Origin of the sequence: Streptomyces sp. BK022, from assembly GCF_004217355.1 — a bacterium.
In the GTDB taxonomy this organism is placed as follows: Bacteria; Actinomycetota; Actinomycetes; order Streptomycetales; family Streptomycetaceae; genus Streptomyces; species Streptomyces griseoluteus.
In genome coordinates, this window is sequence record NZ_SHKU01000002.1 from 995,889 (window position 1) to 1,007,890 (window position 12,002).

12 protein-coding genes are annotated in these 12,002 nt (G+C 70.3%); 4 read left to right on the plus strand and 8 right to left on the minus strand.

Annotated elements, in window-relative coordinates; all coding sequences use genetic code 11:
• Positions 1 to 56: 56 nt before the first annotated feature.
• Positions 57 to 1,436: a hypothetical protein gene (locus tag EV284_RS10630; RefSeq protein ID WP_130332616.1), complete on the plus strand. Its 1,380-nt coding sequence runs from the start codon at positions 57 to 59 to the stop codon at positions 1,434 to 1,436.
• A 97-nt stretch (positions 1,437 to 1,533) separates the two neighbouring features.
• On the opposite strand, the gene EV284_RS10635 is transcribed toward EV284_RS10630, so the two are convergent.
• Complete coding sequence (locus EV284_RS10635) at positions 1,534 to 2,142, minus strand: YceI family protein (RefSeq protein WP_130332618.1); 609 nt, start codon at positions 2,140 to 2,142, stop codon at positions 1,534 to 1,536.
• A gap of 237 nt (positions 2,143 to 2,379) precedes the next feature.
• On the opposite strand from EV284_RS10635, the gene EV284_RS10640 reads away from it, so the two are divergent.
• The 3 genes from EV284_RS10640 to EV284_RS10650 all read left to right on the plus strand — a co-directional run bounded on the left by EV284_RS10640 (position 2,380) and on the right by EV284_RS10650 (position 4,954).
• Complete coding sequence (locus EV284_RS10640) at positions 2,380 to 2,877, plus strand: hypothetical protein (RefSeq protein ID WP_130332620.1); 498 nt, start codon at positions 2,380 to 2,382, stop codon at positions 2,875 to 2,877.
• 278 nt (positions 2,878 to 3,155) lie between these two features.
• Positions 3,156 to 4,739, plus strand: coding sequence for an acyl-CoA carboxylase subunit beta (locus EV284_RS10645; protein ID WP_030808412.1), 1,584 nt, complete (start codon positions 3,156 to 3,158; stop codon positions 4,737 to 4,739).
• Between the two features lie 23 nt (positions 4,740 to 4,762).
• Positions 4,763 to 4,954, plus strand: coding sequence for an acyl-CoA carboxylase subunit epsilon (locus EV284_RS10650; protein ID WP_130333021.1), 192 nt, complete (start codon positions 4,763 to 4,765; stop codon positions 4,952 to 4,954).
• A 141-nt stretch (positions 4,955 to 5,095) separates the two neighbouring features.
• Here the strand turns inward: EV284_RS10650 and EV284_RS10655 are convergent, their stop codons facing one another.
• The 7 genes from EV284_RS10655 to EV284_RS10685 form a co-directional block, all read right to left on the minus strand.
• Positions 5,096 to 5,677, minus strand: coding sequence for an ATP/GTP-binding protein (locus tag EV284_RS10655; protein ID WP_030793786.1), 582 nt, complete (start codon positions 5,675 to 5,677; stop codon positions 5,096 to 5,098).
• Positions 5,658 to 6,230 carry a DUF742 domain-containing protein gene (locus tag EV284_RS10660; RefSeq protein WP_130332622.1) on the minus strand — a complete coding sequence of 191 codons (573 nt, stop codon included), beginning with the start codon at positions 6,228 to 6,230 and terminating at the stop codon, positions 5,658 to 5,660. Before EV284_RS10660 ends, EV284_RS10655 begins: the two co-directional genes overlap by 20 nt.
• A 93-nt stretch (positions 6,231 to 6,323) precedes the next feature.
• Positions 6,324 to 6,737, minus strand: a complete 414-nt coding sequence (locus EV284_RS10665; protein ID WP_005479603.1) for a roadblock/LC7 domain-containing protein — start codon at positions 6,735 to 6,737, stop codon at positions 6,324 to 6,326.
• A gap of 10 nt (positions 6,738 to 6,747) precedes the next feature.
• Positions 6,748 to 10,146 carry a nitrate- and nitrite sensing domain-containing protein gene (locus EV284_RS10670; RefSeq protein WP_130332624.1) on the minus strand — a complete coding sequence of 1,133 codons (3,399 nt, stop codon included), beginning with the start codon at positions 10,144 to 10,146 and terminating at the stop codon, positions 6,748 to 6,750.
• Between the two features lie 367 nt (positions 10,147 to 10,513).
• Positions 10,514 to 11,089 (minus strand): ATP/GTP-binding protein, encoded by a 576-nt coding sequence (locus EV284_RS10675; RefSeq protein ID WP_030808427.1) that lies wholly within the window; start codon positions 11,087 to 11,089, stop codon positions 10,514 to 10,516.
• Entirely contained in the window at positions 11,070 to 11,468 is a 399-nt protein-coding gene (locus EV284_RS10680) for a DUF742 domain-containing protein (RefSeq protein ID WP_030808431.1), read from the minus strand. Before EV284_RS10680 ends, EV284_RS10675 begins: the two co-directional genes overlap by 20 nt.
• A 111-nt stretch (positions 11,469 to 11,579) precedes the next feature.
• Positions 11,580 to 11,993 (minus strand): roadblock/LC7 domain-containing protein, encoded by a 414-nt coding sequence (locus EV284_RS10685; protein WP_020128762.1) that lies wholly within the window; start codon positions 11,991 to 11,993, stop codon positions 11,580 to 11,582.
• Positions 11,994 to 12,002 lie beyond the last annotated feature (9 nt).

Sequence of the window (12,002 nt, forward strand, 5' to 3'; positions counted from 1 at the left end):
CATCGCAGGTGCGCACACCTGACCGAACGAGGGAGGCTTCGGGTAGCGTCGGAGGCATGAAGGCCGTGCTCCCGTCCCGCGCCCGAAGCCTCCCCGCCCTCGTCCTCGCGGCGCTGGCGATGGCCCTGGTGCCCCTGTTCGCGTTCGCACCCGGTGCCAGCGCCGCCACCAGCACCTCCACCATCGGCCAGGCCCTGCGCAAGAGCCCGGTCTACGTCGACCCGGCCGCCTCCGGGCAGCTCTCCCGCGCCGACGCCGACGCCCTGGCCAAGAAGATCAAGGACGCCGGCAAGCCGGTGTTCCTGGTGGTCCTCCCCGCCGACTATCCGACCCGGAGCGTCCTGCGCGACGTCCGGGCGGCCACCGGCATCACCGGTCTGTACGGCATTCGGGTCGGCGACCGCTTCGCCGCGGGCTCCGACCCCTCGGTCATCTCCGCCACGGCCCGGCAGAACCTCGTCGCCAGCGTGCGGGGCGAGGGCGCCAAGGCCCAGCTCACCGACTTCACCGACCGCGCGCTGGCCACCGTGCGCGGCCACGCCCCCTCCACCTGGGGCTCCTCCGACAACGGCGGCGGGGTCTCCACCACCGCGCTGATCGTCGCCGGGGCGGTCGTGGTGGCGGGCGGCGCCGGGGTCTACACCCTGAGCCGCCGCAACCGGCGCCGCCGCGAGGCGGAGCAGCAGGCCGCGCTGGAGCGGCTGCGGGTCGTCGTGGACGAGGACATCACCGCCTTCGGTGAGGAGCTCGACCGCCTCGACTTCCAGCCCGGCGAACCCGGCGCCGACGACGCGATGCGCACCGACTACGAGAACGCGCTCAACGCCTACGACGACGCCAAGCGCCGCATGGGCGAGGCTCGAAAGCCGGAGGACGTGCGCGGGGTCACCGAGGCGCTGGAGGACGGCCGGTACTCGCTCGCCGTGCTCGCCGCCCGCCGCGAGAGGCGCCCGCTGCCCGACCGGCGTCCGCCCTGCTTCTTCGACCCCCGGCACGGCCCCTCCGTGACCGACGCCGCCTGGACCCCGGCCGGCGGCAGCACCCGCGAGGTGCCGGTGTGCGCGGCCGACGCCACCCGGCTCGCCGACGGCCGCGAACCGGCCGCGCGCGAGGTGGAGACCGAGTACGGCCGCCGCCCCTACTGGGACGCGGGTCCCGCCTACGGCCCCTGGGCGGGCGGCTACTTCGGCGGCGGCCTGCTGCCCGGCCTGCTCGCCGGGACCCTGCTCGGCGGCATGATGGCCACGCCGTCCTACGCGGCCGACTTCGGCGGCGGATACGGCGACTTCGGGGACCAGGGCGGGTTCCAGGGCGGCGACATGTCCGGCACCGACTTCGACCCCGGCGGGTTCAGCGACGGCTTCGGTGGCGGCGGGGACTTCGGCGGGGGCGGCGACTTCGGGGGCGGCGGGGACTTCGGCGGCGGGAGCTTCTGAGCCACCGGACCCCGGACCCGCACGCGTGAGCGCCCCGACCCCTCCGGCGGAGGGGGAACGGGGCGCTCGCGCGTGGTGCGGCCGGACCGCCGTCGGCTCACGCGTTCTTGATGGCCGACACGTCGAAGTTGAGCTTGATCTTGTCGGAGATCAGCACGCCGCCCGTCTCCAGGGCCGCGTTCCAGGTCAGGCCCCACTCCGAGCGCAGCAGCTCGGCCTTGCCCTCGAAGCCGACGCGCTCGTTGCCGAACGGGTCGGTCGCGGCGCCGTTGAACTCCAGGTCGATGGTGATCGGCCGGGTCACGCCGAGGATGGAGAGGTCACCGGTGACGCGGTAGTCGTCGCCGCCGAGGGACTCCGCGCCCGTGGAGCGGAAGGTCATCGTGGGGAACTCGTCCGTCTTGAAGAAGTCGGCGGACTTCAGGTGGGTGTCGCGGTCGGCGTTGCCGGTGTCGATGCTGTCCATGACCACGTCCAGCGTCGCGGTGGACTTGGCCGGGTTCTCGCCGTCCAGGTGCAGCGCGCCGGTGAACTCGGTGAAGCTGCCCTTGACGTTGGTGACCATGGCGTGCCGCGCGGTGAAGCCGATCGAGGTGTGCGCGGGGTCGATGGTGTAGTCGCCGCTCAGCGCGGCGAGGCCGGTGCCCGCTGCGGCGGGGGCGGCGGTGGTCTCGGGGGTGCTGTCCTTGCGGCTGAAGATACCCATGGTGTGCTCCTTGAGAGAGTGCCGGAAGAGTCTGTTTAACGTTCAACGAACCCGACGTCTGCCACCGTAGACCCATTCAGTTCGGTTTTCAACATCATCCGCTGCGTGTTTCCACTCTCGCGCAGAGTTACCGCTGACGCCCTCTGGCGGACGCGCGTAGAACTCGGGCACCATCTGTCTGCACCACCTGCACAGCCGCCCCACAGCAAGCACGGCCAACCGCAGGAAGGGTCATTCATGAAGGTCCGCTCCGTCCTCACCGCGCTCGCCCTCGTCGTCGCCCCGGGCGTCGCCGTGGTCGGCACCGCGTCCGACGCTTTCGCCGTCACCAAGATCAGCCACTCCACCGCCACCCAGATGTTCCGCGACGTCGGCCTGACCTGGTCGTCCTCCGGCGGCTGCTCCGACCGGAACAACTCCACCTGTACGTCCTTCGAGCAGCTCAACCTGGCCACCGCCCAGGGTGCCCAGACCCTCAAGCGGGCCAGCGGCTGCGCGCTCAACATCACCGGCGGCACCGAGGTCGGCCACGCCTCCGGCACCTACTCCCACTACAACGGCTACAAGCTGGACTTCGGCAAGGTCTCCTGCATGACCACGTACATCAAGAACAACTTCAGCTACATCGGGCTGCGCGGGGACGGCGCGCCGCAGTACCAGTCCGGGTCGGGCAACATCTACGCCGACGAGGGCAACCACTGGGACGTCCTGTACTACAACTGCGGCGGCTGCTGAGCCGACGCGCGCCGGACGGCGGAGGGTAGGGTTGCGAGGGCGACCCGTTCCGCCGTCCGGGTGTCCCCGTGTCACTCCGGGGATGGCATGTCCCACCCCGGAATCCAGGGGTGTGTGACACCCCCCACTTTGTGGCAGCCCTACAAACGCAGCGCCCTCTGAGCAGTCGGAACGCCTGCATCACGGCCCGGTTCTGTTCGGTCGTACCAGGAAAACGCTCCGGAGACTGTACGGAGTCGACGGCCTGGTTTTCGCGTGGTCCTTCGTATGGTCACTACATGACCGTTTTGGAAGAGACGACGGGTGAGCCGGCGGACGCGCGCGGGCGGGTCGCCGAGCTGCACGTGATCCGGGCGCAGGCCCTGGCGGGCCCCAGCGAGAAGGCGACCGAGGCGCAGCACGCCAAGGGCAAGCTGACCGCCCGCGAGCGCATCGAGCTGCTCCTCGACCCGGACTCCTTCCAGGAGGTCGAGCAGCTCCGCCGGCACCGCGCCACCGGCTTCGGCCTGGAGGCCAAGAAGCCGTACACCGACGGTGTCATCACCGGCTGGGGCACGGTGGAGGGCCGTACGGTCTTCGTCTACGCCCATGACTTCCGCATCTTCGGCGGCGCGCTGGGCGAGGCCCACGCCACCAAGATCCACAAGATCATGGACATGGCCATCGCGGCCGGTGCGCCGCTGGTCTCGCTCAACGACGGCGCCGGCGCCCGTATCCAGGAGGGCGTCTCCGCGCTCGCCGGCTACGGCGGCATCTTCCAGCGCAACACCAAGGCGTCCGGCGTCATCCCGCAGATCTCGGTGATGCTCGGCCCGTGCGCGGGCGGCGCGGCCTACAGCCCCGCCCTCACCGACTTCGTCTTCATGGTCCGCGAGACCTCGCAGATGTTCATCACCGGCCCGGACGTCGTCAAGGCGGTCACCGGCGAGGAGATCACCCAGAACGGCCTCGGCGGCGCCGACGTGCACGCCGAGACCTCCGGTGTCTGCCACTTCGCGTACGACGACGAGGAGACCTGCATCGCGGAGGTGCGCTACCTCCTCTCGCTGCTCCCGCAGAACAACCGCGAGAACCCGCCGCGCGTGGAGTCCTCCGACCCCGCCGACCGGCGCGGCGACGTCCTGCTCGACCTGGTCCCGGCCGACGGCAACCGGCCCTACGACATGACCAAGGTCATCGAGGAGCTCGTCGACGACGGCGACTACCTGGAGGTCCACGAGCGCTGGGCCCGCAACATCATCTGCGCGCTGGGCCGCCTCGACGGCCAGGTGGTCGGCATCATCGCCAACCAGCCGCAGGTGCTGGCCGGTGTGCTGGACATCGAGGCGAGCGAAAAAGCTGCGCGCTTCGTGCAGATGTGTGACGCTTTCAATATCCCGATCATCACGCTGCTGGACGTGCCGGGCTTCCTGCCCGGCGTCGACCAGGAGCACGGCGGAATCATCCGCCACGGCGCGAAGCTGCTCTACGCCTACTGCAACGCGACCGTGCCGAGGATCTCGCTCATCCTGCGCAAGGCCTACGGCGGCGCGTACATCGTGATGGACAGCCAGTCCATCGGCGCCGACCTCACCTACGCCTGGCCCACCAACGAGATCGCCGTGATGGGCGCCGAGGGCGCGGCCAACGTCATCTTCCGCCGTCAGATCGCCGACGCCGAGGACCCCGAGGCGATGCGGCAGAAGATGGTCAAGGAGTACAAGGCCGAGCTGATGCACCCGTACTACGCGGCGGAGCGCGGCCTGGTCGACGACGTGATCGACCCCGCCGAGACCCGCGAGGTGCTGATCAGGTCGCTGTCAATGCTCCAGACCAAGCACGCCGACCTCCCCTCCCGCAAGCACGGCAACCCCCCGCAGTGACCGAGACCCCGGAGACCACCGCCATGACCAGCGCCGACATCCGCGTCGAAAAGGGCCTCGCCGACCCCGAGGAAGTAGCCGCCATAACGGCAGTCCTCCTCGCCCGGGCCGCCGCCCGCCCCGCCGAGGCCCCGACCCACCGCCCCCGCCCCCGAGCGGGCTGGCGCCGCCTGGAGCGCGAGGGCGGCTTCCGGGCCCCGCACAGCTGGCACTGAGCCCCGCCGCGTCACAGGGCCCCGCCTCTCCACCCGGAGAGGTGGGGCCCTGCCGTTTGTCCGGAACAACACCCCGGCACGCCGAGGCGGTACGGCAAAGGGCCCCTTCCGGTGTGGAAGGGGCCCCTCGGCGTGGAGCGGTTACCGCAGGCGGGCCATGAGGGCGTGCTCGACCAGGGTGATCAGGGCGCTCTTGGCGTCCGCGCGGTGGCGGGCGTCCGTGGTGATGATGGGGGCGTCCGGACCGATCTGGAGGGCCTCGCGGACCTCGTCGGGGTTGTAGGGCTGGTTGCCGTCGAAGCCGTTGAGGGCGATGACGAACGGCAGGCCCGAGTTCTCGAAGTAGTCGACCGCGGGGAAGCAGTCGGCCAGGCGCCGGGTGTCGACCAGCACGATGGCGCCGATGGCGCCGCGCACCAGGTCGTCCCACATGAACCAGAAGCGGTCCTGACCGGGCGTACCGAAGAGGTACAGGATCAGGTCCTGGTCCAGGGTGATGCGGCCGAAGTCCATGGCCACCGTGGTGGTGGTCTTGTCCCCGGTGTGGGTGAGGTCGTCGATGCCCGCCGACGCGGACGTCATGACGGCCTCGGTACGCAGCGGGTTGATCTCCGAGACGGCCCCCACGAACGTGGTCTTGCCCACGCCGAAGCCGCCCGCCACCACGATCTTCGCGGAGGTGGTGGAGCGGGAAGGACCGCCGCTAGAGCTTGCGAAGTCCACTGAGCACCCTTTCGAGCAGTGTCACGTCTGGCTGGCCGCCGGCGTTCTCGTCGCCGCCGGGCTGATGGATGGCGACCAGGCCCGCCTCCGCCAAGTCGGCGACGAGAATCCTGGCCACGCCGAGGGGGATGGTCAGCAGGGCCGAGATCTCGGCCACCGACTTGATCTCCCGGCACAGGTTGCAGATCCGCTGATGCTCGGGCAACTGGCCCTGCATCTGGTGCGGCGCTGCGGTGGTGTGCACCAGCGCCTCGATGGCGAGCTGGTAGCGCGGGCGGGTCCGGCCGCCGGTCATGGCGTACGGACGCACCAGGGGATTGCTGGCGCCGGACGGGGCCGCCGCGGGCTCCTGGCGACGCGGCGGCTGTACCGGCTGGATGCGCGGGGCCGAGGGCTGGTCGTACGGCGAAGGGCCGGGGCCCTGCGGCGCGTACGGCTGCCGGTGGTTCGGGACGGAGGGGAAGTCGTACCCGTTCGCCGAGCCGCCGTCCTGTCCCTGCGCGGGACCGTACGACCAGTTGCCCGAAGACGGTCCGCCTGGGGGTGTTGCCACTTTCTCCTCCTCCGACTGTGCCGGGCACCATCGCTGTGGAGCCGCGTCCCAAGACCTTACGGCCCCGGGACGCGAACGCGCACCGTCCGCTTGTTAGTTGAGAAGGCTGCCCTGGAGCTCCGCCCGGAGATCCGGGGTCAGGACCGTGCCCGCCCGGTCCACCAGAAGGGCCATCTCGTACCCGATGAGGCCGATGTCCGCCTCCGGGTGGGCCAGGACCGCCAGCGACGAACCGTCGGATACGGACATGATGAAGAGGAATCCCCGCTCCATCTCCACAACCGTCTGGTTCACGCTGCCTCCCTCGAAGATGCGGGAGGCGCCTGCCGTCAGGGACGTCAGACCGGATGCGACGGCCGCGAGCTGGTCGGCGCGGTCGCGGGGGAAGCCTTCGGACATCGCCAGAAGGAGTCCGTCGGCGGAGACCACCACGGTGTGGGACACACCCGGAGTGTTGTCCACGAAGTTGGTGATCAACCAGTTAAGGTTCTGTGCCGCCTGGCTCATCGGGCTCACACTAACGCTCCTGGTCGTAGGTGCTGTCAGGACCACCGTGCTGATTGGTGGTGGCCTGGCCGTTCGTTTCACTGCCTGCGCTGCGTCCGCGCTGGACGCCTCGACGCAGGTTGCTCAGCCTGCCCCGGACATCCTCCGGGGCGCGGGAGACCTGTGGGCCCCCCTGAGGGGTGCTCTCGGCGGTGCCCTCGACCAGGTTGGCCTTGGGTACCCGCCGCGGCAGACCGGAGGACGTGACCCCGCCCGCCTTGGGCTTGCGAAGCTGCGAGGCCTGCTGCCAGCGCTCGTCGTTCGCCGAGCGCCAGTCGTCGGTGCCGCTGCCCGAGGGGGCCGGGGCCTCCTGGCGGCCGAGCGACGCGCCGTTCGCGCCGGCGGAGCCGCTCAGCCCGTTCGAGCCGTTCAGTCCACCCGAACCGTTCGCTCCGTTCGGACCGTGCGACCCGTTCGGGGCGAGGCCGCTGGAACCCAGCCCGCCCGAACCGTTCACGTTCAGGCCGCCGGAGTTGCCCAGCGGGGCCGAGCCGCCCGCGCCACCGCGACGGGGCAGACCCGAGTTGGTGACACCGCCCGCGGCCGGACCGCCCGGCGCCGGACGCTCGAAGCCGCCCTGGCCGCCGTGGCCGTTGGAGTGCAGGTCACCGGGGTCGGCGGCCCGCGCCGGCTCCGACTCCGCAGCGTACTGGGCCGGGTAGCCGTTCTGGAAACCGTCCTGCTGGGGCCAGTCGTCCTGGAAGGACTGCTGCTGCTGTTGCTGCTGCTGCTGTCCGCCGTACGGGCCGCCGAAGGCGTCACCGGCGGGCGCGTTCCGCCCCTGCTGGGGGTAACCGGACTGCGGGTAGCCGCCGTCCTGCCCGAAGTACTGCTCGTCGTAGGCGGGCTGCTGCTGCTCCTGGTAGGTCTGCTGCTCCGGATAGGCGTCAGCCTGGGGCTGCCGCTGCCCGGGGAAGCCCGAGCCGTTCTCCTGGTAGCCGCCGGGTGCCTGCTCGAAGCCGTCCTGGTAACCGGGCTGTCCGCCCTCGGCGCCGTCCTGCGGACCGTGGTGGGCCTGGGCCTCCAGGGCCGCCCGGCGCTCCTCGCGCTCCAGGGAACGGCCGACCGGGTCCAGACCGCGGATGTCGTCGGGCACCTCGGTGTAGCGGCTGTCGTCGAAGCCCAGCTCCGCCGCCGTGCGCATCGGCTGCGCCTGCGCCTGCGGCTGCGGGTTGAAGCTCTCGCCGGCGAACTGCTGCTCCGGGATGATCTGCGAGACCGTGAACTCCTCGCGGTCGAGCTGCGTCTCGCCGCCGCCACCGTGGGTGATCGCGTCGGGCAGCATGACCAGGGAGGTCGTACCGGCCTGCTCGCCCGAGGGGCGGAGCTGGACGCGGATGCCGTGCCGGTCGGACAGCCGGCCGACCACGAACAGACCCATGCGCTGGGAGATCGCGGCGTCCACGGTCGGCGGGTTGGCCAGCTTGTGGTTGATGTCCGCGAAGTCCTCGGCGGTGAGGCCGATGCCCTTGTCGTGGATCTCGATCATCACACGGCCGTCGGGGAGACGGGTCGCGGTGACGCGGACCTTGGTCTGCGGGGAGGAGAACGTGGTGGCGTTCTCCAGCAGCTCGGCGAGGAGGTGCACGAGGTCGGTGACCGCGCGGCCGTGGATCTCGGCCTCCGGGACGCCGGACAGCTCGATGCGCTCGTACTGCTCCACCTCGGAGGAGGCGGCGCGCAGCACGTCGACCAGCGGGACCGGCTGGTCCCAGCGGCGGCCGGGCTCCTCGCCGGCGAGGACCAGCAGGTTCTCGCCGTTGCGGCGCATACGGGTGGCCAGGTGGTCCAGCTTGAAGAGGTTCTCGAGCTGGTCCGGGTCGGCCTCGTTGTTCTCCAGGTCGGTGATGAGGGTCAGCTGGCCCTCGATCAGCGACTGGTTACGGCGCGACAGGTTGGTGAAGATCGCGTTGATGTTGCCCCGCAGCAGCGCCTGCTCGGAGGCGAGCCGCACCGCCTCGCGGTGGACCTGGTCGAAGGCGCGGGCGACCTCGCCGATCTCGTCCTTGGTGTGGATCGGGATCGGGGCGACCCGGGTGTCGACCCGGCCGGGGTCGGTACGGGAGAGCTGGTCGACCAGCATCGGCAGGCGCTGTTCGGCGATGCCGAAGGCGGCGTTGCGGAGCTGGCGCATCGCGCGGCTCATCTGGCGGGCGACCGTACCGGCCAGGATGAAGGCCAGCAGCAGGACCAGGACGACGGCGACACCGGTGATGACCGCGGAGGTCTTGGCGTCGTCGGCGATGCCGGACGCCTCGCTCACCGCCTTGTCGGCCATGTCCGACTCGATGGAGCGGTACGCCTTGAACTTCAGCGTGTTGACCGCCCACCAGTTGGCGGGGGTGATGCCCTGCACCGCGAGCTGCTGACGCTCCAGCGGGTCGGTCGAGTTCAGCTGGGCCAGCGCCACGACCATCTTCTGCGGGTCGGACGGCGGCGCCTTGTACGACGGGTCCTTCGCCTTGGCCTCGGCGGCCAGGGCGGCACCCTGGTTCTGGATGTCCCGCTTCTCCTGCTCCAGCCGGTCCGCGTCGGCCTGGGTGCCACCGCCGAGGTACTCCTCGACGGCGATGCCCTCCAGGTAGGCGTAGGAGGAGAGGGCCACGCGCTGGCTCGCCAGGTTCGGCGCGTCCGGACCGGGCTTGACCAGCATGTGCGTGCCGATCGAGCGCTCCAGGGACAGCGCGGCCTTGGTCAGCGAGATGGCGTAGACAGTACGTCCGTAGGACGTGATGTTTCCGGTGCCCAGGCCCAGCTCGTTGGCGAACTCCATGAGCGGGTGGGCGACCTTGACGTAGCCCTCCTCCGTCTGGACGCCGGTGAACTTCGGGCCGTAGGCGCCCGCGCGCAACGTCTGGAGGAAGGGCTCGGTCTCGCGGAACAGCTTGAGGCGGCGCTCCAGACCGGGCTTGGCCGGCATGTTCTGGGCGGCCCGGCTGAACGCGGCGGCGGCCTGGTCGGTGTTCTTGCGGGCCGCGTCGACCGTGGCCTTGTCCTGCGCCGTGGCCGCCTTGCCCTTGAGCAGGGGAGCGGCGCTGAGGTCACGCTCGTTGTACAGCGCGTCGGCGTAGGACAGTGACGTCTGCACGAGGATCGCGGTGTTCTCCGCGTCCTCGGCGTCCTGCCAGGTGTCGATGGAGTGCTTCACCTGGAAGCCGCCCATGACGAGGGCGACCAGCACAGGTATGAGCAGGATCGCGTTCAGCCTGGTCGGCACACGCCAGTTGCGCGGGGAGAAGCGGCCCCCGCTGGACGCGGGAGCGGCCTCCGGCTCCGGTCCGGCCACCACGGGGGTGGGCGCCGCAGCGCGCGGCGGCGGGGTGAAGTTGCCCCGTGCCGACGGCTCGGGACCGTTCTTGCTTCGCCTCACTCGACCAACAACCTCTCGGCGGGTCGGCACCTGTCGTGCCGCAGTCTCTCAGAGCCCGGTTCCTCTTCGACCGCTCAGTACGTCTTTGACCCCTGGGCAGTTCAGGCATTCCAGCATGTCGACCTGGGCAGTAACAAACGGGGGCGGTGTCGTTGTAAGCGACAGATAAAACGGGTCATTACCGAGCGAGCCCCGCAAATGGCAAGGGCTTTGTGAGCGCAGCGGTACCGGTCGACCGCGTCGCGTGGCGAACTACGGGATTTCCTCTGCCGAACTGTTATGAACACCGGAGCCGACCGTGTCAAAGGCCACAGCCGGCTCCGGGTGCGCTACGACAACTGCCTTACGGCAGATCGCACTTGAGGACCTACCGCAGGCGGGCCATCAGGGCGTGCTCGACCAGGGTGATCAGCGCGCTCTTGGCGTCCGAGCGGTGCCGGGCGTCGGTCGTGATGATCGGAGCGTCGGGTCCGATCTGCAGCGCCTCGCGGACCTCGTCCGGGTTGTACGGCTGCTGGCCGTCGAAGCCGTTGAGGGCGACGACGAACGGCAGACCCGAGTTCTCGAAGTAGTCCACGGCGGGGAAGCAGTCCGCGAGCCGGCGGGTGTCCACCAGCACCACCGCGCCGATGGCGCCGCGCACGAGGTCGTCCCACATGAACCAGAAGCGGTCCTGACCGGGCGTACCGAAGAGGTACAGGATCAGGTCCTGGTCGAGGGTGATGCGGCCGAAGTCCATGGCGACGGTGGTGGTCGTCTTGTCCCCGGTGTGGGTGAGGTCGTCGATGCCCGCCGACGCGGACGTCATGACGGCCTCGGTGCGCAGGGGGTTGATCTCCGAGACGGCGCCCACGAACGTGGTCTTGCCCACGCCGAAGCCGCCCGCCACCACGATCTTGGCGGAGGTCGTGGCCCGCCCCGAGTCAGAGCTTGCGAAGTCCACTGAGCACCCTTTCGAGCAGCGTCACATCGGGAGCGCCGCCGTTGTTCTCGTCGCCGCCCGGCTGGTGAACGGCGACCATGCCGGCCTCGGCGAGGTCGGCCACCAGAATGCGGGCCACGCCGAGGGGCATGGCCAGGAGCGCGGAGACCTCCGCGACCGACTTGACCTCCCGGCAGAGGTGGCAGATGCGCTGGTGCTCAGGGAGCATTCCCATCAGCGCTGCCGGGTCGGCCGTGGTGCTGATCAGCGCCTCGATGGCGAGCTGGTAGCGCGGCCGGGTCCGGCCACCGGTCATCGCGTAAGGACGTACCAGTGGCTGGTCGCCCTCATCGCCGTACGGTTCCGCGTACGGATCATGAGAGGCGTTGGGCGGGGTCATGAATCCTCCGGGCGGGACAGCAAGTTGGTCAGTCGTGCCGTCTGACGGGGCCGGTGGGGGGATTGTGGCGGCCGGACGGTTGTTTCGTGTGGTGGGTGGTGCCGGGGTGGGTCAGTGGAGCAGACTGCCTTGTAGTTCGGCGCGCAGGTCCGGGGTGAGTACCGCACCCGCGCGGTCGACGAGCAGGGTCATCTCGTAACCCACGAGGCCGATGTCGCACTCGGGGTGCGCGAGGACGGCGAGGGACGACCCGTCCGAGACCGACATGAGGAACAGGAAGCCGCGTTCCATCTCGACGACGGTCTGCGCCACGCTGCCACCCTCGAAGATCCGGGACGCCCCGGCCGTGAGAGAGGTCAGGCCGGACGCGACGGCCGCCAGCTGGTCGGCGCGGTCCCTCGGGAAGCCTTCGGACATCGCCAGCAGAAGGCCGTCGGCGGAGACCACCACCGTGTGCGACACCCCTGGGGTGTTGTCCACGAAGTTGGTGATCAACCAGTTCAGGTTCTGTGCCGCCTGGCTCATCGGACTCAA

Coding starts and splice junctions, on each gene's coding strand:
- EV284_RS10665 (WP_005479603.1), bottom strand. CDS start 6,737: ATGAGCCAGGCGGCACAGAACCTTAACTGGTTGATCACCAACTTCGTG.
- EV284_RS10645 (WP_030808412.1), top strand. CDS start 3,156: ATGACCGTTTTGGAAGAGACGACGGGTGAGCCGGCGGACGCGCGCGGG.
- EV284_RS10630 (WP_130332616.1), top strand. CDS start 57: ATGAAGGCCGTGCTCCCGTCCCGCGCCCGAAGCCTCCCCGCCCTCGTC.
- EV284_RS10685 (WP_020128762.1), bottom strand. CDS start 11,993: ATGAGCCAGGCGGCACAGAACCTGAACTGGTTGATCACCAACTTCGTG.
- EV284_RS10650 (WP_130333021.1), top strand. CDS start 4,763: ATGACCAGCGCCGACATCCGCGTCGAAAAGGGCCTCGCCGACCCCGAG.
- EV284_RS10640 (WP_130332620.1), top strand. CDS start 2,380: ATGAAGGTCCGCTCCGTCCTCACCGCGCTCGCCCTCGTCGTCGCCCCG.
- EV284_RS10680 (WP_030808431.1), bottom strand. CDS start 11,468: ATGACCCCGCCCAACGCCTCTCATGATCCGTACGCGGAACCGTACGGC.
- EV284_RS10635 (WP_130332618.1), bottom strand. CDS start 2,142: ATGGGTATCTTCAGCCGCAAGGACAGCACCCCCGAGACCACCGCCGCC.